This window comes from Streptomyces sp. NPDC057854, from assembly GCF_042797055.1.
Classification (GTDB): Bacteria; Actinomycetota; Actinomycetes; order Streptomycetales; family Streptomycetaceae; genus Streptomyces.
In genome coordinates this window covers 119,014-142,989 of the sequence record NZ_JBHVMF010000008.1, presented here as the reverse complement: position 1 = coordinate 142,989, position 23,976 = coordinate 119,014, and the positions used below count along the sequence as shown (strand labels likewise).

The following is a 23,976-nucleotide window of genomic DNA, read 5'->3' as shown; positions in this document are numbered from 1 at the left end:
GTGATCTGGATCACGCAGGAAGGGCGTCCGAGCCGGGGAGGGCGTCGGGAAGGCGGGGGGTGGCGGTAATCCGCCAATGAGCCAGAGAAGGGCTGGAATTCAGCGCGCGCAGGCAGATTTCCCACGCGGCGGAAATCGCCTCGGCGGGGTTGCGCGTCCGATGGAAGAAGGTCAGCTCTATTCGACCGGGAGCGGAACTGGCGTGGACATGCTCAAGGTCGTCCTCGGTCATCGCGGACGCCCAGACGATGTCCGTCACCGTCGCCGCCGCCAGGTCTCGGTGCGTGGCGGCGTCGGTGGCGACGAGGGTGGCGGTGGCCATGAGCACGGGGCCTCCCGGTCGGGCGGCGAGCCCGGGTACGGACCACACGTGCTGGTCGGCCACGGCGGGGGCGACCTCGCCGTACAGGTGGGCGTGGCGGCACTTGGGACCGCAGCCGTGCCCGCCGGCGGGCGAGAAGCCCAGGGCGACGGCGGCGGCCCTGTTGGCCAGGCGCAGCAGACTCCGCGCAGCGGACATGGCTGTCCTCCGTGTGTGGTGGATGGAATGCCCCGCGAAAAGGGGCGTGAGGAGAGGTGCGGAATCCGTCGTGCCGGCCTGCCGAACCTTTGTGATCACCAGTCTGCTGAGCCGTCGGGGAAGGCGGAAGGGATATCCCTTGGCATGAACTGCGTCCGGCAACGACCTGCCTGAGAGGGCTAATTCCGGCCGCCGTGAGCGAGGGGGGTGAGGCGTGGCGGCGTCCGATCGCAGGGTGGACGCATCTTGTCGACGGATGTCCTGAGCTGCAAAGATCGGCGCTCGCCGATGGACTGATGAGTATGTCTCGCATATTGAGACGTGGCCGGGGGGTCGCTGTGCTGGCGAGTTTGGGACTGGATGCGGACGCCGAGACGGTCTATCGCCTGATGCTCACGCACCAGGACTGGGGTGTCGGAGAGCTCGCCTCTCATCTGGCCCGTCCTGAGGCGGACATACGTGAGGCCCTGGACCGGCTCGCCGAGCTCAACCTCCTGCGCCGCTCGCTCCAGGCGCCCGGCGGCGTACGGCCCGTCAGCCCCAACCTGGGCTTCCAGCTCCTGCTTCAGCGACAGCAGGCGGAACTTCTCGCGCAGCAGCAGCAGTTCGCGGAATCACAGGCGGCCATCAGCACGCTGCTCGCCGAGTACGCCGAGCTGCGGACCGGTGAACGACACGGCGTCGAGTACCTCCAGGGCATCGACGCCATCCAGGCCCGGCTCGAGGAGCTGGCCCATCGCAGCACCACCGAGTGCCTGTCCTTCATGCCCGGTGGCGCTCAGTCCGCGGCCAGTCTGGAGGCGAGCCGGCCCCTCGACGAGCAGCTGATGCGGCGCGGCGTGCGCGTCCTGACCGCCTACCTCGACAGCGTCCGCAACGACACCCCCACCGTCGAGTACGCGCACTGGCTGCACGACAACGGCGGCGAGGTGCGCACCGTCCCGGCCCTCCCGCTGCGGATGGTGCTCTTCGACCGCGAGGTCGCCCTGCTTCCCGTCGACCCGGACAACACCAAGAAGGGCGCCGTCCAGCTGACCGGCCCCGGCGTCATGACCGCTCTGGTCGCCCTGTTCGATCAGGTCTGGGAGCTCGCGGCTCCCCTCGGCAGCGTCCGTGACCGGGACGAGGCCGGCCTGACCGCGCAGGAACGCGAACTCCTGCGCCAGCTGACGCAGGGGGCCACCGACGAGATCGCCGCGAAGAAGCTCGGCATCGGCCTGCGCACGGAGCGCCGGATCATGTCCGAGCTGATGGCACGGCTCGGCGCCCGCAGCCGCTTCGAGGCGGGGGTCCTCGCGGCGAAGGCGGGCTGGACGGACTGACGGACCTACCGGCGGCTCCTCCCCGCCGGGAAACACCAGACCGGTCCGGTGCGCGAGGCACCGGACCGGTCTGGGGGCGTGAGGGAGTGGTGGTGAGGAGAGGGCTCGATCCGCGGGTCAGCCGCAGCAGCCGCCCTCAGGCTGGAGGGGCTTGATCGGCTCGTAGGCCGTGCTGCCGAGCAGCTTCGCCTTCAGGCGGCCGATCGCCGTCGCCGGCGCCGCTTCCTCGGCGGCCGCGCCGAGCGTCTCGCGGCGGGCCTGGCCGTAGGCGGCGTGCAGCTCGGCGACCTTCGGCCGGAGCGCGGTGTCGGTGACCAGGACGACGGAGCGGATCTGCCCCGGTCGGAAGCCGCGCAGCCGCTTGGCCTCGTCCGCGCCCGGGCCCGCCTCGATCGCGGTGAGGCCCTCGGCGAAGGCGTCGCGCAGCGGGCGGTCGAGCGCGATCTCGAAGTAGACACCGCTGCGCTCGCCCAGCGCGTCGTAGTCGAAGCCGGCCCACTTCACGAAGAGGCGCTTGCCCCGTCGGACCACCACCGAGGCCGCGACCACGGCCTCGTCCTTGTGGACGAGGTACGCGCGGATGTCGGCGCCGCCCTCGACGAGCGCGGTCAGCAGGGCGCCGATGTGCGCCTCGTCCTCGCCGCCCTCGTACTTCTGGCGGTTCTGCGTGACGAGCTCGGTGATCCGCCCGATCAGCGGGCGGAGCTCCTCGCGGTCCTTGCGCTCGATGCGGGTGCCGGAGTTGTCCGCGCGCTCGCGGTCCTCCTTCACGCGGCGCCGCTTCCGGGCCGGGAGCGAGGCGAGGTAGGCGTCGTAGCTGTCGTGCTGGAGGTCGAGCAGGTTGTTCTCGCCGTGGAAGGCGATGTCACCGCCGTACGCCTGGAGCGCCAGGGCGAGGACGTCGCTGTAGGCGCTGTTGTGCAGCCACGGGGCGGTGATCGAGCGGATGCCGGCCTCGATCGCGGCCGGGACGATGCGGTCGACCAGGTCAGCGACGAGCAGCGGGTCCTCGACGGACGCGGTCGCCTCGGAGCGGTAGCCGAGCGGCGAGCCGAGCAGCAGTGACGGGAAGAACGCGTCGGTGCCGAGGGCCTCGACGGCGTCGGTGGCGGACTCGCAGCACGAGGTGGTGGCCGAGCAGCAGGCCGCGGTGCCGTCCTTCGGCTGCCAGCCGAGCAGCGTACGGGGGTCGGCGTCCACGATCGGGTCGGCGTCGAAGACGTACCCCGGCAGGAAGGCGATGTCGCCCTCGCCGCGGTCGGCGACGGTGTGCCACGCCTTGGCGCCCTGCAGGCTCTCCTCGGTCGCCCTCAGCCAGTCGACCTGAGCGTACGGGGTGGGGTCGGTGGCCTGCGGGATGCCGCCGCCGAGCGCCGTGATCGCGTCGTCGAGGGAGAGGCCGGTGCGCACCTGGGCGGGTTCGGCCTGCTCCTCCTGCGGGCCGCAGCAGCCGGAGGCCGCGACCGGCTCGGGCTCCTCCGGGCCGCAGCAGCCCGACGTGGCGGGCTCGGCCTCCGGCTCGGCGGCCGGGGTGGTGCAGCAGCCGGACGCCTCGACGGGCTCGGGCTCGGCGGTTTCGCTGCCGCAGCAGGAGGACTCCTGCTCCTCGGCGGCCTTTTCAGCCGGCTCGGGGGTCGAGCAGCAGCCGGTGGAGGCGGTCTCGACGACCGGGAGGGCCGGGGAGGGTTCCTCGGCGGTGGTGCTGCAGCAGGTGGTGCTCATGGGGTGCTCTCCTCGTGGGGTCGGCGGTGCGCGGGGGTGCGGGGTGGGTTGCCCGGCGGGAAGGGCGAGGGCGGGCTGGTCAGTCCCAGCCGGCGCCGTCGGTGGAGGGGTCGGTCGGGGCCGAGTCCCAGCCGGCGCCGTTGGAGCCGTCGTTCGTCGTGGCGGGGGCCACGTCCCAGCCGGCGCCGTCGGTCGTGGTGGGAGCCACGTCCCAGCCCGCCCCGTCGGTGGAGGAGGCGAGGACGACGGTCGGGGCCACGTCCCACCCCGCGCCGTCCGTGGAGTCGGTGGGCGCGGTGGGGGCGGTGTCCCAGCCCGCTCCGGCGAGGGTGGGGAAGGCGCCGGCGCCCAGGGTCGAGGTGGCACCGAGTCCGATCGCGGCGACGAGTGCGGCGGTGGCAAGACGCATCGAGGTACGCGAAACAGACATGGCTCTCCCCTGGTGATGACGGTGACTTTTTCGGCGGCCGGCGGCCTCGATGGCCTTTCCGGTGTCCCGGGGGCTTGTCGCCCTTCCGGTGTTCATGAGTCTGTCCGAGGTCACCCAGGGTGTGGAAGGGATCACCGCTGGCAGGAAACGCGTCCGGCATCCACCTGCCTGAAGATGCCGAAGGGCCGGTTCCGCGCGCGTGACGCGCGCATGAACCGGCCCTTGGTGGAAGGTGAGTTGGCGAGGCTCCTCAGCCCGTGGCGAGGAGCTGGGGCGACGGGTCCAGTGCCTGGCAGAGCACGCTCATGCTCTCCGGAGCGATCCGGTAGTAGGTCTGGCGCCCGCGCTTCTCGCGCTCCAGGAACCCGGCCTCGTACAGCACCCGCAGGTGGTGCGTGACGGTCGGCTGGGTGAGTCCCAGGGGTTCGGTGAGGTCGCAGGTGCACGCCTCGCCGCTCGGCTGGGAGCGGATCAGGCCGAGCAGGCGCAGGCGGGTGGCGTCGGCGACCACCTTCAGGGCGGTCGCGAGATCGTCGGCGGCCTCGGGCGTGAGCGGGCCGGCGAGCACGGGGGAGCAGCACAGCTCCGAGATCGACGTGGGCATACCGAATCCAACGACGGTCATCTATGAATTGTTCCCGGTATCCATTGACAGTCATCTATGAGTTCCGGCAGAGTCTGACCCATCGACAGCCGTCTATGAATTGCTGGAGCCCCCGTGATCGACACCGTCCTCGACGTCCTGTGGCGCACCGCCCAGGACGTCGGCCACTCCCTCGCCGCCAACTGGCCGTTCCTGCTGATCAGTGTGGTGCTGGCCTCGGCCATCCCCGTCTACATCGGGGCGGACCGCCTGTCGGCGTGGATGCGCCGCAAGACCGCGGTCGCGGTGCTCGGTGCGATCGTCCTGGCGACCCTCACCCCCTTCTGCTCCTGCGGCACGACCGCGGTGGTGCTCGGGGCGCTCGCCTCCAGCGTTCCGTGGGCCCCGGTGGTCACCTTCATGGTGGCCTCGCCCCTGACCAGCCCCGAGGAGTACGTGCTGTCGACCGGCCTCTTCGGCTTCGACTTCGCCACCACCTTCTTCGTGGCCGCGATGGTCCTCGGCGTCTTCGCCGGCGTCATCACCTGGCTCATCGAGAAGACCGGCTGGCTGGAGGGCCAGGCGCGTCTCACCGCGAACCAGGCGGAGGAGAAGGCGTCCGAGAGCTGCTGCAGCGACGAGGGCGAGACCGAGGGCGGCTTCGGTGGTGGCGTCTCGGCCGGTGGCGGCGTCCCTGCCGGTGGCGGCGGCCTGGCCCGTACGGCCCTGCTCACCCGCCCGGTCGCGCCGAAGCCGGCCCCGGCACCGGCCCCTGTCGGCGTCGTGGAGCGCCTGAAGCTCAAGGAGTTCGGCGAGGAGCTGAAGGTCAACGTCAAGCGCCTTGCCCTCTACTTCCTGGGCTTCGCCACCCTTGGCTTCCTGCTCATCAACTCGATCCCGACGCACTACCTCACCGAGTTCCTCGGTGACGGCAACGTCTTCGCGGTCCCGGTCGCCGCCCTCATCGGCATCCCGGTCTACCTGAACTCCGACGGCTCGCTCCCGCTGGTCGCCACCCTGATGCAGGGCGGCATGGGCCCCGGCCCGGCGCTCGCCTTCCTCGTGACCGGCGCGGGCACCAGCATCGGCGCCATCAGCGGCATGCTCCTCATCGCCCGCTGGCGCGTCGTCGCCCTGGTCGTCGGCATCCTCTTCGCCGGCGCGCTCGTCCTGGGCTACACGGCCCCCATCTGGCTCTGACTCCGGCGGGCCGGCACCCGGCACCGCAAGCGCCACCGGCGCCAGCACGCGTAAGACGGCATCGGCCCGCCCCCAGGCTTCGGGGCGGGCCGCAGCCGTTTCCGCGGGTTCTCAGCAGCGTGACGGTTCACGGGCCGCGCTCCGCATTCCCGCCAGCGGGCCTATCAGGTGCTCGATCCGGTCCGGGCGGACGAAGTAGTAGACCTCGTTCGCGCGCCGTTCCGAGGCGAGGATGCCGGCCTCGCGCAGCTTGCGCAGGTGGTGGCTGATGGTCGGCCCGGTCAGGTCGAACTCGGCGGCGATCTCTCCCATGCACACCTCGCCCGCAGGGCAGCAGGCCACGATGCTGGCGATCCGCAGGCGCACCGGATCCGCCAGGGCCTTGAACATCCCCGACAGCTCCTCTGCCTGATCCGGCGTCATGGGGACGGGGCAGCAGGAACCGGACGGCGTCACGGTGGTCAAGGGCTCGATCATGCGGCCCAATGTGGCCGATGGTGACGCGCCGCGTCCAGAGTCGACCGCCTCCCGGACCCGTCGTGGACGATGCATTGACAGTCATCTATGGGTTGGGCCATACTCGTCTCATAGATGAGCGTCTATGAATTGAGGTCGCGTCATGTCGTCCCTTCTCGCCTCCTTCCGTCGCCTGCGCGTCACCCGCCGCCCCACCCGCACGACCGACGTGCGGTTCTGCGACAGCTGCGTGGAGGTCGTCGACCGGGGCGCCCGCGCGGCGGCCCTCCGGCGCGGCCACGAGGCCACGCTCACCCACCTCGCCGTCCGCCTCTGACCCCGTAGGGAACCCCGTGAACCCGCTCCGTCCCTCCGCGCGCGCCGCCGCCGTTCCGCCCTCGGCCACCGCCGCGCTCGACGCCCACGCCAAGGCGCTCGTTGCCGCGGGCGCCGACGTCATCAACCTGACCAGCGGCGAGCCGGCGTTCCCCACCGTCGAACCCGCCGCACGCGCGGCGGAACAGGCCGTCGCCGAGGACTTCACCCGCTACACCCCGGCTGCCGGCATCCCCGAACTCCGTACGGCGATCGCCGCGCACCTCAACCGCCACGGCACCGCGTACGAGGCGTCGCATCTCGTCGTGACGGCGGGCGCCAAGCAGGCCCTCCACTACGCCTTCACCGCCCTCCTCGAACCGGGCGACGAGGTGCTCGTCCCGGCCCCGTACTGGGTCAGCTACCCCCACCTCATCGCCTTGGCCGGCGGAACCCTGGTCCCCGTGCGCCCCGCCGTCGGCGCCGGCCTGAAGGTCACGCCCGAGCAGGTGCGGGAAGCGGTCACCGACCGCACGCGGGTCCTCCTCCTCAACAGCCCCGCCAACCCCTCCGGCGTCGTCTACAGCCGCTACGAACTGGCCGCCCTGGCCGAAGTGGCCGTGGAACACGACCTCGTCATCGTCAGCGACGAGATCTGCGACCACTGGGTCTTCGGTGACGCCCGCTTCGCCTCAGTGGCGGCGTTGGGCGCCGAGATCGCCGCCCGCACCGTCACCACCGGCGGCGTCTCCAAGACCTTCGCCATGACCGGCTGGCGCATCGGCTGGCTCGCCGCCTCCGCCGAACTGGCCTCCACCGTCACGGCCCTTCAGAGCCACACCGCCTCGGCCCCGTCCTCCATCGCCCAGCGGGCGGCCCTCGGCGCGCTGACGGCCGACCTCGGCGCCGAACTGGAGCGCCGCCGCTCCGCGCTCGACGCCCGCCGCCTCGCGACCGTCAAGGCGATCGGCGACACCCTCGGCCTGCGGGTCGACGGCAACCCCGAGGGCGCCTTCTTCCTTCTCGCCGACGTCACCGGCCTGTACGGGAAGGCGAGCGCAGGCTGCACCATCACCTCCGCCGCCGACTTCGCGGAACTCCTTCTGAGCGAAGCCCAGGTGGCGGTCGTCCCCGGCGCGGACTTCGCGGCCCCGGACCACGTCCGCATCTCGTACACGGTCCCGCCCGAGCAGCTCGACGAGGCGCTCGGACGCCTGGCGGGGTTCGTGGGCGCGCTGTCCTGAGGCGGGGGCCCCGCTGCAGCTTCCTGGGGGCGTTGGTCGTGACGGTCGGTGCCCCTCAGTCACACCGCTCGACGGCGGCCGACTCGACCCATCGCGCGAGCACGCTGAATGCGGCCAACTGTTCCAGCGCCTCGTGTTCGGGAAGCTCGGGCAGCCCGTCCTCGTGGCTGTTGGGGTTGCGGATGCCTGCGAAGCATCCCTCGGCGAAGGCCGCCGCGCCCCGATGGACGCTTTTGAAGGTGTCGCTGCCGTCGTCCGCCATCAACCGAAGCCGGGGCTGGCCAGGCTTCGGTGAGTCCTTGGAGAAGACGTTCAGAAAGAGGGGCGTCTCGCCGGTGTCTCGCCGCTCCACCTTGTTCTGCGTCTCGGCATTCACCTTTCGGGCGGCTGCTGTTACCGCCTCCCGGAAGTGGCCGCTCTGCCACAACGCGCGAGCCCCTTCCCAGGCCCATGGGTGCATGGTCGAGGCGCTGAGCTGCGGTGCGTCGTCGCCGAGATGCTTGCGGATCTCTGCATCCCGCCGGAGGGTGACATCGGCTCGCTGGGCGGCTTCCCGATGCTGGCACCAGCGATTGACCAGTTCGTTGTCCTCTGACGGGACGCTGGTGCGCCACGTGGGTATGACCCGGTCCAGGATCTGCTCGACTACCTGTGCGCTGGCGACGATCTCCTCGTCAGAGCCAAAAGTTGTCATGTGGAAGCTGATGAAGCTCGGATCCGACGGCGAGCGCATCGTCGTCAGCACCAGGAAGTTGGCGATCTCGGATCGCGCCCATTCGACATCGATGGCCATGCCGCCATCATCCGCCCGACCGCTGACAGCCGGGGACGAATTTCCTCAGGCCGAGGTCGCCGCCGGAGTCAGAAGCCGCCCCATCGCCGCCAGCACCCCCGGCTCCACCCGGTAGTACACCCAGGTCCCGCGCCGCTCGGAGGTGAGCAGGCCGGCTTCCTTCAGTTTCTTCAGGTGGTGGGAGACGGTGGGCTGGGAGACGCCGACGTCGGAGATGTCGCAGACGCACGCCTCGCCGCCCTCGTGGGAGGCGACGGCGGAGAAGAGTCGCAGGCGCACCGGGTCGCCGAGCGCTTTGAACATCAGGGCGGTCCGCTCGGCCTCCTCGGCGGTCAGGGGCCGCTCGGTGAGCGGCGGGCAGCACGGTTCGACGGCGGGCTCCAGCAGCGGCAACACCTTCGCGTTCGACATATGTCTATGTTGACACACGTCAAAGCAAAGGTCCCGGGGTCATGGGAGACGCAGCTCGCGCGCCAGACGCGCGGCGACGCGTCGGGCGTCGCGGCCGACCCCGCGGAGGGATGCGGACGACAGGCTGCGCTGCCATTCCAGCCCCACGTGCGCCAGACGGGGGTGGGCGAGTGAGGCGCCGCCTCGGTGTCGGGGCCCGCCAACGAGGTCGAGGGCGCTGAGCGCGGTGAGGTAGCCGAGGTCGGGCCGGTAGCCGGTGGCCAGGATGATCGCGTCCACCTCTTCCGTCACGCCGTCGGCCCAGGTTACGGCCGGACCGTCGATACGGGCGAAGAGGGGGCGTCGATCGGGCCGGCCGACGGCGAGGGCGGCGCGGTAGCGGCCGTCGTCGATGACCGCCATCGTCGCCGGACGCCGCTGGAAACGGCCCAGCGGCGCCGCGTCCACGCCGCTGACCGCGAGCCAGAAGTGCAGGTCCCGCCCGAACGGCCGCTGCGGAAACCAGCGCACCGGAGCCCGGCTCGCCAGGCTCACCCGCGCCACCCCCGCAAGCTCGACCGCGACCTGCACCGCAGAGTTCCCCGCGCCCACCACCACGACCCGCTGCCCCGCGAACGGGGCCGGGGTGCGGTACTCCGAGACGTGCGTCACCGTGCCGGTGAAGGAGTCCAGTCCGGGCAGTGCGGGCCGGTTCGGCCGCCCGAAGCCGCCGGTCGCCGTGACCACCGCATCGGCACCCAGTGTCCGCCCGTCGGCGAAGTCGAGTTCAAAGCCCTTCCCGGCCGTGCGCACCGCGGTCACGCGGTGTCCGGTGCGCAGGTCGGCGCCCAGGCGCTCGGCGTACCGCAGCAGGTAGGCCACCACCTCGTCCCGGTGGGGATAGCGGTCCGGGTCGTCCCCGAAGGGCAGTCCCGGCAGCGAGCTGTACCGGGCGGGCGAGAACAGGGTGAGGCTGTCGTAGTACCGCGACCACGAACCGGTCGCCCGGTCGGAAGCCTCCAGGATCACCGGGGTCCGCCCTTCGCGCAGGAGGTGGTGCGCCGAGGCGAGGCCCGACTGCCCGGCTCCGATGACGGCCACGTCGACGTGCTCCACGAACACTTCTCCGTTTCGATGAATGTCTATGTTGACGTCTATCGATATCCGATGCATGCTGAGAGCGTAAGAGATCGACGGACGTCGAAACACAAGGGGACTCGTCATGAACGCCACCGCCACCGAGCACCTGCCCGTCGTGGTCGTCGGAGCCGGCCCCGCCGGCCTGGCTGCCGCCGCCCACCTCGTCGACCGCGGCCTGAAGCCCCTGGTCCTGGAGGCCGGTGCGCGGGCGGGTGCGGCGGTACGCGAGTGGGCGCACGTGCGGCTCTTCTCCACCTGGAGCGAGCTCACCGACCCGGCGGCCGAGAAGCTGCTGGCCCCGACCGGCTGGACGAAGCCGGACCCGGCGACGTACCCCACCGGCGGCGACTGGGCGGACCGCTACCTCCAGCCGCTCGCCGACGTCCTCGGTGACCGCGTCCGCACCGGCGCCCGCGTCACCGGCGTCTCCCGCGCCGGCCGGGACCGGCTCGTCGACGCCGACCGCGACGCCCAGCCATTCACCGTGCACGTCGCCCACGCCGACGGCCGCGAGGAGCGGATCCTCGCCCGCGCCGTCATCGACGCCTCCGGCACCTGGGCGGCCCCGAGCCCGGCGGGCGCCGACGGCCTCCCGGCCCTCGGCGAACGGGCCGCCGCCGACCGGATCTCCTACCGCGTCCCCGACCTCGCCGACCCCGCCGTCCGCGCCCGGTACGCGGGCAGGCGCACCGCCGTCATCGGCTCCGGCGCCTCCGCCTTCACCGCCCTCGCCTCCCTCGCCGCGCTCGCCCGCGAGGAGGCGGCCACGAAGGCGCTCTGGATCCTCCGCCGGGGTCTTTCCGGCTCCACGTTCGGTGGCGGCAGCGCCGACCAGCTCCCCGCTCGCGGCGCCCTCGGCCTCGCCGCCAAGGCGGCCGTCGACGAGGGCCACGCCGACGCCGTCACCGGCTTCCGCACCGAGGCCATCGAGCGGGACGCCGAAGGCCGTCTCGTCCTGGTCGCCGAGGACGGCCGCCGTCTCGACCCCGTCGACCAGGTGATCGTCCTCACCGGCCTGCGCCCCGACCTGTCCTTCCTCGACGAGCTCCGCCTCGGCCTGGACGACCGCCTCCAGGCCCCGACGGCCCTCGCCCCGCTCATCGACCCCAACCAGCACTCCTGCGGCACGGTCTACCCCCACGGCCACCGCGAACTCGCCCACCCGGAACCGGGCGTGTACCTCGTCGGCATGAAGTCCTACGGCCGCGCCCCCACCTTCCTCGCCCTCACCGGCTACGAGCAGGTCCGCTCCGTCGCCGCCGCCCTCGCCGGCGACCTCGACTCCGCCGACCGCGTCGAACTCACCCTCCCCGAGACCGGAGTCTGCGGCGGCTCCGGCCTCTACGACGCCCCCGCCCCCCAGCCCGGCGCCACCGACGGCTGCTGCGCACCGGAGCCGGCACCCCACCTCGTACAGCTCGGCGCTCCGGCCGCCCTGCCCCTCGCCACCGAGCAGCCCGCGGGTGGATGCTGCGGCGCGTGACCAGCCCCGACACCCCGCCGCACGGGGCCGTGACCGTCTCGAAGGAGCGGTCGCGGCCCCGCGCCGTCCTGCCCGCGCTCTGCCTCACGCAGATCACCGGCTGGGGGATCGTCTACTACGCCTTCCCGGTCTTGAACCCGCAGATCACGGCCGCCACCGGCTGGTCCACGAGCCTCACCACAGCCGCTTTCTCGCTCGCCTTGGTCGTCTCGGGCATCGCCGGCATCGGTGTGGGTCGGATCATCGACCGGCAGGGTCCCCGCGCCGTCATGACGGCGGGTTCGGTGTCGGGAGCGACCGGCCTGACGGTCATCGCCCTCGCCCCGAACCCGCCCGTCTTCTTCGCGGGCTGGCTCCTGGCCGGACTCAGCATGGCGGCCACCTTCTACCAGCCCGCCTTCGCCGCCCTCACCCGCTGGTGGGCGCCCGATCACGTCCGCGCCCTCACGGTCGTCACCCTCGCGGGCGGTCTGGCCTCCACGGTCTTCGCCCCGCTCACCGCGACCCTCGCAACTCACCTGACCTGGCGCGACACCTACCTCGTGCTCGCCGCGATCCTCGCGGCCCTCACGATTCCCGCCCACGCCCTCGCTCTCCGGGCCCCCTGGCCACCGGCACCGGCCGCCCTGGCCACCACGTCCGACGACCCACCGGCCGCGATCGTCCGCAGCCGTCCCTTCGTCCTCCTCGGCGTGGCCTTCACCCTCTCCGCGTTCACGATGCACGCCGCCGTCATCACGCTCGTCCCCCTCCTCGTCGAACGGGGCTACACCACCACCCAGGCCGCCTGGGCCCTCGGTCTCGGCGGCGCCGGGCAGACCCTCGGACGCCTCCTCTACGCCCCGCTGGCCCGCCGCACCGGCACCACTCCGCGCACGGTGATCTTCGTCGCCCTCGGCAGCCTGACCACCGCTGCCCTCGCCCTCATCCCCGGCCCGTACGGCCTCCTGGTCGCAGCCTCCGTCGTCGCCGGCACGGTCCGCGGCAACCTCACCCTCCTCCAGGCCACCGCCGTCACCGACCGCTGGGGCGCCCGGCACTACGGCCACCTCTCCGGCCTGCTCGGTGCACCCGCGATGGCGGCCTCCGCCCTGGCACCCTTCGCCGCGGCCTTCTTCGCGGCCCCGCTCGGCGGTTACCCCGCGCTCTTCCTGGTCCTGGCGGCCCTGGCCGGGGGAGCCGCCGTCATTGCCACTGGTTCATCGGTCCGGAAGACGGCGCCGGCCGGCTCTACTCAGGGCTCGTGACCTCGGGGGTAGCTCCGGCTGATTCGGCAGGCCGCTTCCGGGGATGGGCCGGGTGGAGTCCCGGCCCCCCGGACAGAGCGCGGCCGGTGGCGGGGAGGGCGCCGCCACCGGCCGGTTCTTCCGCAGGGGATCTGGTCCGTTTCTGCTGTTTCTCTTGGGTTAAAAACCGGCGTCTGCGGTGATGATGCCGCACAGCCGGTCGTATTCGAGCCTGTCCTCGTGGGTCATGAACTGGACGAGGGCCATGTGATGGTCCAGGGCGTAGGAATAGATCAACTTGGCGAGTTCGGTGACGGCTGCTTCGGCTTCGGTTCCTGCTTCGGGGTCGTGGATACGAACGCCGGCGGCCTGGAATTCTTCGAGAGTCGCGTCATCGGCGATTGCCTGCTCTTCGTCGGTGAAGGGGCGGCCGTCGAGATGACGGAAGGTGCGGATGCCCCACGGCCGGTCGAAGTCCGTGTCGAACAGCAGGGCCATGATGTGGGGGCGAGGCGTGGATGCGGGGGTGGGCATGAGGAACTCCTTGTACCTGGTCAGAAGGTGTACGGGGTGAAGGGGCGAGCGGGTTCGACCATGGGCCTGAGCAGGCGGTCGAACTCGGCTCGCTCGCCCTCCGTCATGAGGGCGTGGGCGTTGCCGAGGTTCTTCTCGTCGAGCTGTTCCATGAACGGGGCGAGGAAACGCTGGATGGCTTCGGGTGCTTCCTCGTACTTCTGGAGGTACTTCAGGTAGCGCGAGTGCTGGGACTTCAGCTCTTCGAGGTCGGCACGGGTGGCCTTGAAGACCGCTTCTCGTTCCTCCGGGGTGAAGGGGCGGCCGTCTCGGTGGGACCAGGCGCCGGTTTCGCGGAAGTGCTGGAAGTTCGCGTCGCAGAGCAGGGCGACGATCTCGGGGCGGGCTTCGGACGGGGGCATGCGGGATTCCTTCCGGGGGTTGGTCGGAAGGTCAATTGTTGGGAGAATCGCCGGTTAGGCTAACCGGCGATTCTGGGCTATCTTTCCGCCTCGTTTCGCGGGTCAGCGCTGCCTTCGGGTGTCGTTCGAGGGCCTGGCGTCGAGGTGCGCCACACGTTGCTGCGAGGAGGCGGCAGCGCTGCCTCGTCCATGCGTGCTGCGGGAGTTCTGGGGATCGGCGGGAAGGTCGGCCATCCGTCGTAGCCGCCACACGAGCACGTCACTCATGCGCGCCGCCGTGTCCAACTCCCTCCGGGCGGCTGCCTGCACCAGCAGAGCGGTGGGGTCGTGGCCGGTGGTCCGGACTTCGTCGAGGGTGGCTGCGAGGGCGGGCCATCCGCGTTCGGCGAGGACCTGGTCGGCCAGCTCGGGCAGGGCTTGGCGCAGGGTGGCGACGTGATGGCGTTGCCAGGCAGGGGTCAGGCGGCTGCCCCGCTGGTGGAGGAAGGCCATGGGGTGGTCGGCTGCGGCGGGATAGGCGGCGCGGAGGTGCGCGGCGGCCCGGTGGGCGGCTTCGGCCTGCTGGAAGTGCTGCTTCCTGGCGTGCCAGTGGGCGGCGGCGGTGACCAGGAAGAACAGCATGTCGATGACCATGGCTGTCGTGGCGCCGTCCTCGCCCCGGCCGAGGGCCGGACCGCTGTGGACGAGGTCGTGGGCGGCTCGGCGCAGGGCGTGATCGTGGCCGCGCGCGGCGCGGATGTGGGAGCGGGAGGCGCGTTCGAAGGAGGATGCTGCGGCCTGGAGTTCGTGGCGGGTGTGGGCGGCGGAGGTTTTGGCAAGGGCATCGAGGACTTCCCCTGCGGCGGCGATCTGCGCGGCGATCACAATGTCGTCGCTCTGGTCGATGACGAGCAGGGCTTGCCAGGCGGCCGTGGTGGCGCGTCGGCGTGCGGACGCGGGCCCGGTCACCCACGGCTGGGACGGCTCCGGGGAGGGGGCTTCCGCGGACGTGGTCCAGCGTTCACGGATCCGGGGCAGCGAGAGGTCCGGGGCGAGCTTGGAGCCCGAGTAGAAGACCGGATCGCCCTTGCCGTTGCGGTCGCCGGGGAGGGCAACGGTGTAGCCGAGGGTGTCGCCAGAGGGCGCGATGCGGCGCCGGACGAGCAGACCGGCCGAGGTGAGGCGGTCGAAGAATTCCTCCTCACCGGCTGCGCCGGCCGCCGATCGGCGGACCGCCTCGCGCAGTTCCTCGCGTGGCGTGCGCTGTCGGCCGAGGCGGTCGGCTTTGTGGCGTTCGGGGCTGGTGGGCCGCTTGGCGGCGGTGCCGTCCCCGGCTGCCACGCGGTGGAGATCGTAGTCGACTTCGATCTGCCGGCATTCGGTCTGGGCGCGCTTGGCGGAGCGGTGGTGGCTCGGGCGGCGGCCGTCTTCGCGGACCAGGGTGGCGATGAGGTGGATGTGGTCGTCGGCGTGGCGGACGGCTGCCCAGCGGCAGCCCGCGCCGTCGCCGGGGTCGATGCCGGTGGCGGCGATGACGCGGCGGGCGATGTCCGCCCATTCGGCGTCGGTGAGAGTGCGGTCGCCGGGGGCGGAGCGGACGGAGGTGTGCCACACGTGGGTGGTGGGGCGGGCGTCTCCGTCGAGGAGGTGCAGAGGCTCGTCCAGGAGCTGGGCGAGGTCGACGATGGTGGTGCTCCGGTCGCGGCCGGGGTCGGGGGCGAGGCCGTCGAAGGAAGCGACGAGGTGGGGGTCGGTGTGTTCCTCGCGGCGGCCGGGGCCGTAGAGGTAGGCGAGCAGGCGGACGGTGTTGCGGCCCTGCTTGTGGATGCGGGGTATCAAGCGGCGGTGCCTTCGGAGTTCGGGTCGGTGAGGCGGGCGGTGACGTGGCGGACGGCGTCGACGGCGTGGCGGACGGCGGCGATGGTGTCCTCCAGGCCGTCGGGGTAGGTGCCGCTGTTGAGCGCGTGGGCGGCCTGGTTGAGGTTGTTGTTCGCGTGCCCGAGCTGGCGCCGGAGCGTGAAGAGGGTGGTCAGGGTGTCCTGGCGGGTGGCGATGGCGGCTGCGGTGCGGTCGAGGTCGCGGGCGGCGGCGAGTCCGCTGTGGGAGAGGAAGCCGGCGATGCTCATGCCGACCGCTTCAGCTCCGGCGGCGACGGTCGCGTGCTCGGCGTCGCTGAGACGGACGCTGTGCGCGCGACGCTGCGTACGAGCGCGTACACGGGATTTGCCCCGGCGACGTCGCACCGGCTGCGGTCCGCCCTCGGCCGCAGACCCGTCCTCCCGCGCCCCCTGGTGTGGGAGGGAGCCCGCCACCCCCGGGGCGGGGACGGGTTCGGACGCACCCCCGACGGGGGAGTGTCCGAACCTCCAACTTGCTCCGCCCGGGGCAGGGCCGGTGGGCACCTGCGGCGGTGCGGGCCAGTCGTTCGGCTGGGGCGGGATCGTCGAGGCAGGGGTGGGGTGCTGCGGGGCGGGTGCCATGTGGGGATCCTTCGGTGGGGCGGCGGGAGGAAAAGTCCGTGCTTCGTGGACGTCTCGACGGGGCTGGAGACTGTCCGGCAAGGCGGAGGGGACGAGCCGGTCGGTCCGGGTTGGGGCAACCCGGACCGACCGGAATGGGGTTGACCTGCGGTTATTTCCGGTCAGTGGTGCTCGGTGTTTCGGACGGCCCCTTGGGGACCGTTCCGTCGAGGCGGTTTACAAGCTCCGTGAGCCGTCCGTTGCTGATGGTGTGGCCGGCGGCGCGGAGGGTTGCCCGGATGGCCTTTCGGGTCTGCTCGCCCTCCATCTGCTCGACGATTCGCACGAACTCGTCGAGGTCTCCGGTCGGAGGGCGGCCGACCTTGCGCGGACGTACCGGGGGCTCGACGGCAGTGGCTGCCTCGGTGGCGCGGTTTGGGCCTTCGGCAGCGGACGGGGCGGGGAGGGGATGTGGGCGGGGACGGTCCCCTTCCCGCGGGTGCTCGGTCACCGCAGGTCCGGCTACCCGAAGATGGCCAAGGTGCGCCTTACGGTTCGGGTAGGCGAGGTGCTGGTGGATCTGGCGCATGAGGACGCCGAAGGCGAGGAGCGCTGCGGTCGGGGGTATGGCGGCGACGACGTAGTCGAGGACGGGGACGTCGGCGGGATCACGGGTGCCGGTGACGCCGGCGACGTTGAGGGCGATGGAGCCGAGGGATCCGGTGGCGGTGAGGGCGATGGCCCACCAGTCGGGCCTGTGGTGCAGACCGGCCCGGAGCATGAGGAGTTCACCGGCGACGACGAAGGCGTCGAGGGTGGCGGGCCAGGCCCACATGCGGGCGGGGGAGTTGCCGAGGCCGTGTTCTCCGGCGACCTCGGCGAGGTGGGCGTAGGAGAGCCAGAAAGAGACGGCGGTGAGGGCGATGATCACGGCACCGGCGGCGAGGAGGACGTACCAGTCGGCGCGGTGCGGGGCAGGGGAAGGCGTGGGCAAGCGGAGACGCTCCAAGGGCAGGGCAGGGTGGTGAGACGTCCGTGGTGAGGGGCCGGACGGCTGGGGGAGAAACCGTGGCATAGCGGCGGGCGTCAGGCGGCGGGTCTGGTGCGGCGGCGGTCGGGGCCGTCGAGAGTGACGCGCTCGGTCATCTGGGCCAGGCGGGAGGCGACGCGGTCGCCGAGGGCCGCACGCAGCGCGTCGGTGGCGAGGTTGCTGGTGATCAGGGTGGGGCGCAGGTGCTCGTACCGGTGGTTGATCAGCCGGTAGGTGAGTTCCTCGGTCCACTCGCTGGTCTTCGCCGCGCCGAGGTCGTCCAGGAGCAGCAGCGGGCAGCGCATCAGGCCCTGCAGGTCGCGCTCGCTGTCGAAGCCGGGGCGTGGGCGCAGGCGGGCATACAGGTCGGCGGCGGTGACGGCTTCCCAGCGCAGGCGGACCCCGGCAGCCAGCAGGGTGCGGATGGCGCCGTATGCCTGGTGGGTCTTGCCGGTGCCGGTCGGGCCGACGATCCGCAGCGAGGGTCCCTCCGCGATGCCCAGTGCGCCGGCGGGGCCGGGGCGTCCGGAGCGGGCGATCTCGTCCGCCCAGGCGGTGACCTGGGGGTGGTCGGCGAGGGCGTGGCGGTAGCGGGCGGAGATACGGCCTTCGGCCAGTTCCAGTGCGGTGACCGGCTCAGGTGCCGGCTCCTGGGCGGCGGCGTCGGGGGCGATGCCGCGCCGGGCCAGGATGTCGCCGAGTCGGCCGGTGATCCGGGCGGGCTGCTGGGGAGCGCGGGTGAGGGCGGTGGCGGTCAGAGGTCGCCTCCGTAGGCAGCGGCTGTGTCGGCGGGGTTGGTCCACGGCTGGTGGGCAGCGGCGGCGGGGGTGGCGTTCATGGCCTCGTGCACGAGGCTGGGCAGGGTGCTCGGGTGCAGGCCCTTGGCGCGGTGGCGGTCGAGGCCGGCGCGGATGTGGTCCGGGGCGATGCCCTCGGCGAGGAGCTTCCTCACCTCGCGGCCGAGGTGACCGAGCACGTCCTGCGGCGGGCGGTGGGGGCACGCGGCGGCGTACTCGCCGATCAGGTCCTTCGCCGAGACCGAGCCCGAGTCGGGTGCGGGGGCGCATGTGCCCCCCAACGGGGTAGATCCTAGATCCCTGTTCCTAGGTCCTAGATCCGGACGGTGAGGGCTCACGGAGAGCTCGGTGAGCCCTCCCTGCGGCTGCGGTGAATGCTCAGGGAATCGGCTCTGACCTGCGGATTTGTCGTTCGCGGAGGGCTCCGTGAGTCCTCCTGGACGACTCGCGGAGGACTCCGCGAGGGCTCCCTGCGTCTGCGATGAGGGCTCGCGTGGAATCCCGAGATCGTGGTGCGGGCACGGGGGAGTGCGGACGCCGCTGGGCCGGTTGATCTTCTGGTGCTTGGCGAAGGTGGCGATGTGCAGGTACCGCTTGCCGTCGGCCCCCTCGTAACGGCAGATCAGCCCGGCATGGTCGAGCTGGATGAGGTCGTCCTCGACCGCCTCCGGCCCGTGCTCGCGGCGCAGCGACCACAGCTGGCCGGCGATGACCGCTGCCTGGTCGCGGAACCGGCCCTGGTCGTCCGCCTGGGTGAGCAGTCCGAAGACGGTCCGCTCGGCGGACAGGGACACCGCCGCGAGGGACTCGGACGAGAACGCCTCGGGCTTGATGGTGCGGATACGGGCGATGGCGATCGACCGCCTTTCGGGAGGGGGTGGGGGAATCCGGCTTCGCCGGGGTGCATGGCCAACACAGCCACACCTGGTGCGCAGAAGTCCAGACTTTTCTAGGAATTCTGAGCAACTCGTCGACGCGCCGTGCCGGCAGGTCCGGTTACTTTAGGGCCGGATTCCCGGTTGGCGAAATCACCACCGGAAATCACTACGCGGTCCGCATCGCTCACGGCAGACAGGAATGCCCTTCCGAACCGGTCGGCGCGCAAGCTACAACACCACCCATGCCGCCACGCCCCCTCGCCATCGGACCCGCCGGACACGCCGCCGCCCACGCCATCGAACGCACCCGCACCGCCCGCGGCTACTCCCAGCGCCAGCTCGCCGCCCGGGTCACCGCACTGGGCCGGCCCATGACCTTCACCGCACTCTCCCGCATCGAACGCACCGTCCGCCGCTGCGACATCGACGATCTCGTCGCCATCGCCACAGCCCTCGGAATCTCCCCACAGATGCTTCTCGTCGACGCCCTCGCGTGCTCAGGGGCGGCCGGGCTGGGCGAAACATAGCCGACGATCCCCGGTTTCCCTAACCGGGGATTCTCCGGATCATTGTGGGTCCCGGAACGCCCGTCGATCCGATCCCTGCCAGAGTCATGCCCATTTATCGAAAGGGAAACCTTGCGCCGATCCCCGATAACCGCCGCCCGCCGCTCCGAAGAAAAGCTCACCGTCGACGAGCTCTGCGAAGAGCTGCGGATTTCCCGGTCTACCTTCTACGACTGGCGCCAGAAGGGACGCGCGCCCCAGTGCGTGAAACTCCCGAACGGCAGCCTGCGCGTCCGCCGCAGCGACCTGGAGAACTGGCTCATCGACTGTGAGGCCGCTGCGTGACCAACCGGTCCTACAAGGTCCGCTTCTACAAGACGGAGGTCTACGAGGGGAAGCGCGGCACCACCTGCACCGTCCGGTGGTCCGTCGACGGTCGACGGCACGGCGAGACGTTCAAGAAGAGCGCGCTCGCCGAGTCCTTCCGCGCCACCCTGCTCGTCGCCGCCAACAACGGCGAGCCCTTCGACCGGGACACCGGCCGTCCGGCCTCCCACGCCGCGCCGTCCACCGAGATCACCTGGTACGAGTTCGCCCTCCAGTACGTCGACATGAAGTGGTCCCGCATCTCGGCGAACAACCGCATCAGCACTGCCAAAGCCCTGACCAAGGCCACGCTCGCGCTCCTCCGCGTCGAGCCGGTCCAGTACGAGGGCGTCGACGTCCGCAAGGCGCTGCGCGAGTACGCCTTCAACAAGAACCGCCGGGACGAGGCCCCGCCCGAGTACCGGGCGATCCTGGCCTGGATCCGGCGCCCCTCGCTCCCGATGAGCGCCTGGGAGGACACCAAGCACGTCGATGCCGTCCTCCATGCACTCGATACCGTCCTCGACGGCACGCCGGCTGCCGCCAGCTCAGCCAAGCGCTACCGCCGCATCCTCAACGTGGCCCTGCGCCACGCCGTCCGCCAGAACGTCCTTCGGGCCAACCCCATGCCCAAGGGAAAGGAGGAGAACGCTGCCCCGAAAACCTCCGGCGCCGTCGACAAGCGATCCCTCCTCAACCCCCACCAGGTGGCCGCCCTGCTCCTTTGGATCGCCGCCCGCCCTCGCACCGGCCACCGGCTCACCGTGTTCTTCGCGACCCTGTACTACGCCGGCCTACGCCCCGAGGAAGCGGTCGCCCTGCGGGTCGAGGACGCCGTCCTGCCCGTGACCGGCTGGGGCGAGCTCCGTGTCCACACGGCCGAGCCCGAGGTCGGCAGCCACTGGACCGACGACGGCGAGGTCCACGAGACCCGTAACCTCAAGGGCCGCGCATCCGGAGACACCCGCACCGTCCCCGTTCACCCCGACTTGGTCGCGAGCCTCCGGGACCTGATCGCACGCGAGCAGCTCAAGCCCGGCGACCTGCTCTTCCCCGGAGAGAAGGGTGGTCTCCTGGCCGGCTCCGTCTACCGGCGGATCTGGGCCAAGGCCCGCAAGGCCGTCCTGCCCGAGCACGAGTTCAAGTCGCCTGTCGGGAAGCGCGTGTACGACCTCCGGCACACCTGTCTCACGACCTGGCTCAACAACGGCATCCCGCCCGCCCAGGTCGCCGAATGGGCCGGCAACAGCGTCCCCGTCCTGCTCTCCACCTACGCCCGCTGCATCACCGGGCAGATCGCCGAACTCCAGCAACGCATCGAAGGTCCCCAGAAGCTCCCCGGGCTCGTGGCGCCGACTGCCACGGTGCCTTCTCCTCGGACTCCCAAAACGCCGGGGCGCGCTCGCTGAAGTGGGCGGCCGCTTTCTCGAGGCCGATCCGGCTTCCTCCGAGATCCGGGCCCTCCGCTTGTGCTGTCGCCGCCCGATCTCACCCGACCAAGGCGTCGTACAGCTCGGCGTCGTCGGGGATCCAGGGGAAGGCGATCGAGGGAAAGGCTGTCGAGCGGTCCTGGAGGTCGAAGGCGAGGACGGCGTCGACGAACTCCCGGGGTGGCAGGTATCCGTGGTCGAGTACGTAGTGCCCGATGAGGGAGGGTGCCGCATAGACAGTCCCCGGAGCCCCGGGCACGCGGATCTCGCCCGTGCCGGCGCTCGCGCGGCGCTGTCCCGGCCGGGGTTCGTACCAGGGGTGGGCGTCGTCGAGCGGTTCGGGACACAGGCCACATTCGTGCAGGCCGAGGGCTTCGTTCACGGCCTGCGTCTCCAGCACTGCCAGCAGCTTGGACGCGAACTCCGCAGGTGTCGGCCCAGCGGTCCAGGGCCGTCCGGTCTCCAGCCAGCCGACGTTGAGCCGCCGGTAAGCGCCCCGCACGGTGACGAACAGTGTGCCGGTGCTGACCTCAGTGAACACGTCGCCTTCCTCTGCGGGGGAGTAGGCGTAGGGGCTGAGGTCGTCGTAGTACATGACCGCATCCCACCAGAGGGAGGATCCGTCGGCGGACCGGTTATTCGGGCAGCAGCCGGTCCAGCATGAACTGAGTGTTCGGGTCGGGATCGATGGTCAGCGACTGGACCCGACAGCGGCCCGACGGCAGTTCGACGCGGAACGCCTCCGCCGGTCGCTGCTGTGCGTCCCGTAGTGAGCAGAGGATCCTGTCGGCCTCGTAGGCGACGTCGGCCAAGACGTACCGTCCTCCGAGTTCGAGGGAGAGTACGTCCTTCCAGTCGTTGGATTCCGTGGCGGTCCGGACGGCGGAGGGCAGGCCCGTGTCGTCGTCGGCGTAGCACCAGCGTGCGAATGTGAGGTGCTCGGCGAGCCAGGTGACGGAGAGTGGCTCGACTCCGAGCGTCAGGACGTCCCGCCCGGTCAGCCGGAAGACCGAGACGTATTCGTCGATCACGTCGTCAGCCTCGGTCCCTTCCCATGCCGGAAGCAGTTCCTCGGGGATGAGCGCGTAGCGGGCGAAATCGGTGCCATCGAGCCATGTAGCCATGCGAAGGATCATCACACCCGCGTCCGACAGGCATGGAGAACGGCTGTGCCACCGGACCGGAGGGGCTTGGCTGCCGCGGCCGAGCCCCTCTGCTGTGTCAGTTGTCCGTTGACAGCGCAGTTAGTCCGCTTCCGGTCTGTGACCTGGGCGGACTAACTTGGCTGGCAGGAAGATCCCACGACTGACCCCCTGAGAGATCCCGAGCTGGAGGCCGCGCCTAGGTAGTCACCGTCCACGCGCAGTTCGGCAGGTTCGCCGCGAACCACCCGTCGGCCAATTCCAGCACTCGGTCAGTATGCGCAGCATCGAAATACTCGAAGCCCATCACCGGACGGATACCCTGGCTGGCCAAGCAGTCCAGGACATGCCGCTCGACATCGCGAGCTGCTCCAGCGGGCAGGTCGGTTATGAGCCTGCGGACTCGCCCCAGACCGTGCTCGATGCGGTGGGTATCAAGTCGTCCTCGCCCGTCACCTGAGGAGATGCCGGGCTTCACTATGGCCCCATCGGTCACCACGTAATACACGGTTGGTTCAGGGCGAATGCCCCCTCCGCTGCATCGGGTGCACAGCAGCTCGCGCTTCAACCCGGTGTTGATGCTCACCGAGGTCAGGTGACCGGCAACGCAGCACAGGCGCATCGTTTGGAGGATTCGATCCGACATGGCGTCCAGGATCATTACGTTCTGCTCGCGGGCGCGGCGCCGGAATTCAACGAGTTTGGGTGTCTGCGAGATACGATGGCAGGTAGCGCAGGGGTTGTCCGCGCTGCCAGGACCTGCTGTGAATCCGTGGTTGCCCTCCGGTAAGCGCCCAGGGGGAAGCGGATCAAACGAGATCGTGTAGTCACGCCAGGTGAGTTCGTGTCCGTAGTTGCGACCGAAGCCTGGCGAGCGCTTAGGGGTACGTGGATCTATTGCAGTGATGGTGAACTCATGCCCGTGCAGACAGCGAACCTCCTTTGCTGGCAACCCGCTGCGCGGTGGGGCGTCGGCCACGATGCGGAGATTGGTCTCGATCGCGTAGGCAGCGAACGACTCATGGGCGGCTTCTTTCCATTGCTTTTGCGCGCAGGGCTCGCACTCCTCCAGCGCCATGGGGAAGGCAGCCCGATCTGTCGTTCCTGGCACCGCCATGTGTTTCATCCCTGCATCCAGGAGGAACACGCTCCCCTCGGGTGCTCGGACGATTGTGCTGCCTAGTGTTGGGTGCAATGCGGTCACGGGGGTTACCTGAGTCGTATGCCCCGCGTCGCAGGACAGCGTGACGTGGTCCAAGATGCCGTTCGGTTTGGTCCGTACCGTCCAGCCCAGTTCGTAGGCCCGCGCGGTGAAGAGCGCCACGACGGCCGCCTCAGCACGGGCAAGCAGCCGGGCAGAGCGCAGCGCTTCCTCCGGCGAAGGTGAGGCGGTCCCTGTTTCGTCACTCATCTCGTCCCTCATCTCAACGGGCGCGTCGGGTGTACGGGCGCCTAAACGAAGTCGAGGGTTGCATGGCGCACTGACAGCGGGCGCAGGTGCTCACACCGGATCGGCAACGTAACTTCCCCGCTGGGGTGACGATCCTGCGGAGGAAGGCATCAAGGACCGGGTTCGTTGTCAAACGCCTCGATTGGATGACGAAGGGCATCAGTTCGCCGGAGGCAGACG

Annotated in this window: 27 protein-coding genes; 9 read left to right on the top strand and 18 right to left on the bottom strand. The window is 70.8% G+C overall.

All coding sequences use genetic code 11. The features are described from left to right. Window positions 1-10 precede the first annotated feature (10 nt). The gene (locus tag ACFVQZ_RS14110) at window positions 11-520 is read right to left on the bottom strand and encodes a hypothetical protein (RefSeq protein WP_383622003.1); all 510 of its coding nucleotides are present in this window, start codon (window positions 518-520) and stop codon (window positions 11-13) included. Between the two features lie 350 nt (window positions 521-870). Here ACFVQZ_RS14110 and ACFVQZ_RS14105 point away from each other — a divergent pair, with 350 nt between their 5' ends. Continuing rightward, window positions 871-1,842 (top strand): helix-turn-helix transcriptional regulator, encoded by a 972-nt coding sequence (locus ACFVQZ_RS14105; protein WP_383622000.1) that lies wholly within the window; start codon window positions 871-873, stop codon window positions 1,840-1,842. Window positions 1,843-1,959: 117 nt separating this feature from the next. Here the strand turns inward: ACFVQZ_RS14105 and ACFVQZ_RS14100 are convergent, their stop codons facing one another. The 3 genes from ACFVQZ_RS14100 to ACFVQZ_RS14090 form a co-directional block, all read right to left on the bottom strand. Further along, the gene (locus ACFVQZ_RS14100) at window positions 1,960-3,564 is read right to left on the bottom strand and encodes a GNAT family N-acetyltransferase (RefSeq protein ID WP_383621997.1); all 1,605 of its coding nucleotides are present in this window, start codon (window positions 3,562-3,564) and stop codon (window positions 1,960-1,962) included. Window positions 3,565-3,643: 79 nt separating this feature from the next. Next, window positions 3,644-3,994, bottom strand: a complete 351-nt coding sequence (locus tag ACFVQZ_RS14095) for a hypothetical protein (RefSeq protein WP_383621994.1) — start codon at window positions 3,992-3,994, stop codon at window positions 3,644-3,646. Window positions 3,995-4,244: 250 nt separating this feature from the next. After that, entirely contained in the window at window positions 4,245-4,619 is a 375-nt protein-coding gene (locus tag ACFVQZ_RS14090; protein WP_321193066.1) for a metalloregulator ArsR/SmtB family transcription factor, read from the bottom strand. Window positions 4,620-4,712: 93 nt separating this feature from the next. Here ACFVQZ_RS14090 and ACFVQZ_RS14085 point away from each other — a divergent pair, with 93 nt between their 5' ends. Beyond that, a complete protein-coding gene (locus tag ACFVQZ_RS14085; protein ID WP_081959314.1) occupies window positions 4,713-5,777 on the top strand; it encodes a permease in 1,065 nt (354 codons plus the stop codon). A gap of 111 nt (window positions 5,778-5,888) precedes the next feature. Here ACFVQZ_RS14085 and ACFVQZ_RS14080 read toward each other — a convergent pair whose 3' ends face one another. After that, window positions 5,889-6,254, bottom strand: a complete 366-nt coding sequence (locus ACFVQZ_RS14080; protein ID WP_063835347.1) for a helix-turn-helix transcriptional regulator — start codon at window positions 6,252-6,254, stop codon at window positions 5,889-5,891. Window positions 6,255-6,396: 142 nt separating this feature from the next. On the opposite strand from ACFVQZ_RS14080, the gene ACFVQZ_RS14075 reads away from it, so the two are divergent. Then, the gene (locus tag ACFVQZ_RS14075; RefSeq protein ID WP_321193065.1) at window positions 6,397-6,570 is read left to right on the top strand and encodes a hypothetical protein; all 174 of its coding nucleotides are present in this window, start codon (window positions 6,397-6,399) and stop codon (window positions 6,568-6,570) included. 16 nt (window positions 6,571-6,586) lie between these two features. Next, window positions 6,587-7,792 (top strand): pyridoxal phosphate-dependent aminotransferase, encoded by a 1,206-nt coding sequence (locus ACFVQZ_RS14070; RefSeq protein ID WP_383621987.1) that lies wholly within the window; start codon window positions 6,587-6,589, stop codon window positions 7,790-7,792. A 55-nt stretch (window positions 7,793-7,847) separates the two neighbouring features. Here ACFVQZ_RS14070 and ACFVQZ_RS14065 read toward each other — a convergent pair whose 3' ends face one another. The 3 genes from ACFVQZ_RS14065 to ACFVQZ_RS14055 are packed head-to-tail and all read right to left on the bottom strand — an operon-like array spanning window position 7,848 to window position 10,091. After that, window positions 7,848-8,585, bottom strand: coding sequence for a TIGR02391 family protein (locus ACFVQZ_RS14065; RefSeq protein WP_383621984.1), 738 nt, complete (start codon window positions 8,583-8,585; stop codon window positions 7,848-7,850). Window positions 8,586-8,630: 45 nt separating this feature from the next. Next, window positions 8,631-8,996, bottom strand: coding sequence for a helix-turn-helix transcriptional regulator (locus ACFVQZ_RS14060; RefSeq protein WP_030496237.1), 366 nt, complete (start codon window positions 8,994-8,996; stop codon window positions 8,631-8,633). 39 nt (window positions 8,997-9,035) lie between these two features. Then, complete coding sequence (locus ACFVQZ_RS14055) at window positions 9,036-10,091, bottom strand: flavin-containing monooxygenase (protein WP_383621980.1); 1,056 nt, start codon at window positions 10,089-10,091, stop codon at window positions 9,036-9,038. Window positions 10,092-10,197: 106 nt separating this feature from the next. On the opposite strand from ACFVQZ_RS14055, the gene ACFVQZ_RS14050 reads away from it, so the two are divergent. Together ACFVQZ_RS14050 and ACFVQZ_RS14045 are read left to right on the top strand one after the other, a co-directional pair. Next, window positions 10,198-11,598: an NAD(P)-binding domain-containing protein gene (locus ACFVQZ_RS14050; protein WP_383621976.1), complete on the top strand. Its 1,401-nt coding sequence runs from the start codon at window positions 10,198-10,200 to the stop codon at window positions 11,596-11,598. Continuing rightward, window positions 11,595-12,845 carry an MFS transporter gene (locus ACFVQZ_RS14045; protein ID WP_383621973.1) on the top strand — a complete coding sequence of 417 codons (1,251 nt, stop codon included), beginning with the start codon at window positions 11,595-11,597 and terminating at the stop codon, window positions 12,843-12,845. The genes ACFVQZ_RS14050 and ACFVQZ_RS14045 overlap by 4 nt, the downstream gene beginning before the upstream one ends. A gap of 159 nt (window positions 12,846-13,004) precedes the next feature. On the opposite strand, the gene ACFVQZ_RS14040 is transcribed toward ACFVQZ_RS14045, so the two are convergent. From ACFVQZ_RS14040 to ACFVQZ_RS14010, 7 genes are all read right to left on the bottom strand, one after another. After that, on the bottom strand, window positions 13,005-13,358 hold the full coding sequence (locus ACFVQZ_RS14040; protein ID WP_383621970.1) for a hypothetical protein: 354 nt from the start codon (window positions 13,356-13,358) through the stop codon (window positions 13,005-13,007). A 20-nt stretch (window positions 13,359-13,378) separates the two neighbouring features. After that, window positions 13,379-13,759 (bottom strand): hypothetical protein, encoded by a 381-nt coding sequence (locus ACFVQZ_RS14035; protein ID WP_383621967.1) that lies wholly within the window; start codon window positions 13,757-13,759, stop codon window positions 13,379-13,381. A 102-nt stretch (window positions 13,760-13,861) separates the two neighbouring features. Beyond that, window positions 13,862-15,577 carry a relaxase/mobilization nuclease domain-containing protein gene (locus ACFVQZ_RS14030; protein ID WP_383621964.1) on the bottom strand — a complete coding sequence of 572 codons (1,716 nt, stop codon included), beginning with the start codon at window positions 15,575-15,577 and terminating at the stop codon, window positions 13,862-13,864. After that, window positions 15,574-16,218: a MobC family plasmid mobilization relaxosome protein gene (locus tag ACFVQZ_RS14025; RefSeq protein WP_383621961.1), complete on the bottom strand. Its 645-nt coding sequence runs from the start codon at window positions 16,216-16,218 to the stop codon at window positions 15,574-15,576. The genes ACFVQZ_RS14030 and ACFVQZ_RS14025 overlap by 4 nt, the downstream gene beginning before the upstream one ends. Window positions 16,219-16,369: 151 nt before the next feature. Next, the gene (locus tag ACFVQZ_RS14020; protein WP_036415680.1) at window positions 16,370-17,191 is read right to left on the bottom strand and encodes a DUF2637 domain-containing protein; all 822 of its coding nucleotides are present in this window, start codon (window positions 17,189-17,191) and stop codon (window positions 16,370-16,372) included. Window positions 17,192-17,283: 92 nt separating this feature from the next. Next, window positions 17,284-17,985: an ATP-binding protein gene (locus ACFVQZ_RS14015; protein ID WP_383622249.1), complete on the bottom strand. Its 702-nt coding sequence runs from the start codon at window positions 17,983-17,985 to the stop codon at window positions 17,284-17,286. Further along, window positions 17,982-18,875, bottom strand: coding sequence for a hypothetical protein (locus ACFVQZ_RS14010; protein WP_383622246.1), 894 nt, complete (start codon window positions 18,873-18,875; stop codon window positions 17,982-17,984). Before ACFVQZ_RS14010 ends, ACFVQZ_RS14015 begins: the two co-directional genes overlap by 4 nt. Window positions 18,876-19,144: 269 nt before the next feature. Between ACFVQZ_RS14010 and ACFVQZ_RS14005 the strand changes: the two genes are divergently transcribed. From ACFVQZ_RS14005 to ACFVQZ_RS13995, 3 genes are all read left to right on the top strand, one after another. Then, window positions 19,145-19,429 carry a helix-turn-helix domain-containing protein gene (locus tag ACFVQZ_RS14005; protein WP_383621958.1) on the top strand — a complete coding sequence of 95 codons (285 nt, stop codon included), beginning with the start codon at window positions 19,145-19,147 and terminating at the stop codon, window positions 19,427-19,429. A gap of 111 nt (window positions 19,430-19,540) precedes the next feature. Further along, window positions 19,541-19,753 (top strand): helix-turn-helix transcriptional regulator, encoded by a 213-nt coding sequence (locus tag ACFVQZ_RS14000; RefSeq protein ID WP_383621955.1) that lies wholly within the window; start codon window positions 19,541-19,543, stop codon window positions 19,751-19,753. Continuing rightward, window positions 19,750-21,183 carry a tyrosine-type recombinase/integrase gene (locus tag ACFVQZ_RS13995; RefSeq protein WP_383621952.1) on the top strand — a complete coding sequence of 478 codons (1,434 nt, stop codon included), beginning with the start codon at window positions 19,750-19,752 and terminating at the stop codon, window positions 21,181-21,183. The genes ACFVQZ_RS14000 and ACFVQZ_RS13995 overlap by 4 nt, the downstream gene beginning before the upstream one ends. A 79-nt stretch (window positions 21,184-21,262) precedes the next feature. Here the strand turns inward: ACFVQZ_RS13995 and ACFVQZ_RS13990 are convergent, their stop codons facing one another. The 3 genes from ACFVQZ_RS13990 to ACFVQZ_RS13980 all read right to left on the bottom strand — a co-directional run bounded on the left by ACFVQZ_RS13990 (window position 21,263) and on the right by ACFVQZ_RS13980 (window position 23,757). Then, window positions 21,263-21,799 carry a hypothetical protein gene (locus ACFVQZ_RS13990; protein ID WP_383621949.1) on the bottom strand — a complete coding sequence of 179 codons (537 nt, stop codon included), beginning with the start codon at window positions 21,797-21,799 and terminating at the stop codon, window positions 21,263-21,265. Between the two features lie 40 nt (window positions 21,800-21,839). Then, window positions 21,840-22,328: an Imm21 family immunity protein gene (locus ACFVQZ_RS13985; protein ID WP_383621946.1), complete on the bottom strand. Its 489-nt coding sequence runs from the start codon at window positions 22,326-22,328 to the stop codon at window positions 21,840-21,842. A 217-nt stretch (window positions 22,329-22,545) separates the two neighbouring features. Then, entirely contained in the window at window positions 22,546-23,757 is a 1,212-nt protein-coding gene (locus ACFVQZ_RS13980) for a hypothetical protein (protein ID WP_383621943.1), read from the bottom strand. Between the last annotated feature and the right edge of the window lie 219 nt (window positions 23,758-23,976).

Coding starts and splice junctions, on each gene's coding strand:
- ACFVQZ_RS14100 (WP_383621997.1), bottom strand. CDS start 3,564: ATGAGCACCACCTGCTGCAGCACCACCGCCGAGGAACCCTCCCCGGCC.
- ACFVQZ_RS13980 (WP_383621943.1), bottom strand. CDS start 23,757: ATGAGTGACGAAACAGGGACCGCCTCACCTTCGCCGGAGGAAGCGCTG.
- ACFVQZ_RS14005 (WP_383621958.1), top strand. CDS start 19,145: ATGCCGCCACGCCCCCTCGCCATCGGACCCGCCGGACACGCCGCCGCC.
- ACFVQZ_RS14050 (WP_383621976.1), top strand. CDS start 10,198: ATGAACGCCACCGCCACCGAGCACCTGCCCGTCGTGGTCGTCGGAGCC.
- ACFVQZ_RS13990 (WP_383621949.1), bottom strand. CDS start 21,799: ATGTACTACGACGACCTCAGCCCCTACGCCTACTCCCCCGCAGAGGAA.
- ACFVQZ_RS14060 (WP_030496237.1), bottom strand. CDS start 8,996: ATGTCGAACGCGAAGGTGTTGCCGCTGCTGGAGCCCGCCGTCGAACCG.
- ACFVQZ_RS14025 (WP_383621961.1), bottom strand. CDS start 16,218: ATGGCACCCGCCCCGCAGCACCCCACCCCTGCCTCGACGATCCCGCCC.
- ACFVQZ_RS14035 (WP_383621967.1), bottom strand. CDS start 13,759: ATGCCCCCGTCCGAAGCCCGCCCCGAGATCGTCGCCCTGCTCTGCGAC.
- ACFVQZ_RS14075 (WP_321193065.1), top strand. CDS start 6,397: ATGTCGTCCCTTCTCGCCTCCTTCCGTCGCCTGCGCGTCACCCGCCGC.
- ACFVQZ_RS14110 (WP_383622003.1), bottom strand. CDS start 520: ATGTCCGCTGCGCGGAGTCTGCTGCGCCTGGCCAACAGGGCCGCCGCC.
- ACFVQZ_RS14080 (WP_063835347.1), bottom strand. CDS start 6,254: ATGATCGAGCCCTTGACCACCGTGACGCCGTCCGGTTCCTGCTGCCCC.
- ACFVQZ_RS14065 (WP_383621984.1), bottom strand. CDS start 8,585: ATGGCCATCGATGTCGAATGGGCGCGATCCGAGATCGCCAACTTCCTG.
- ACFVQZ_RS14040 (WP_383621970.1), bottom strand. CDS start 13,358: ATGCCCACCCCCGCATCCACGCCTCGCCCCCACATCATGGCCCTGCTG.
- ACFVQZ_RS14095 (WP_383621994.1), bottom strand. CDS start 3,994: ATGTCTGTTTCGCGTACCTCGATGCGTCTTGCCACCGCCGCACTCGTC.
- ACFVQZ_RS13985 (WP_383621946.1), bottom strand. CDS start 22,328: ATGGCTACATGGCTCGATGGCACCGATTTCGCCCGCTACGCGCTCATC.
- ACFVQZ_RS14090 (WP_321193066.1), bottom strand. CDS start 4,619: ATGACCGTCGTTGGATTCGGTATGCCCACGTCGATCTCGGAGCTGTGC.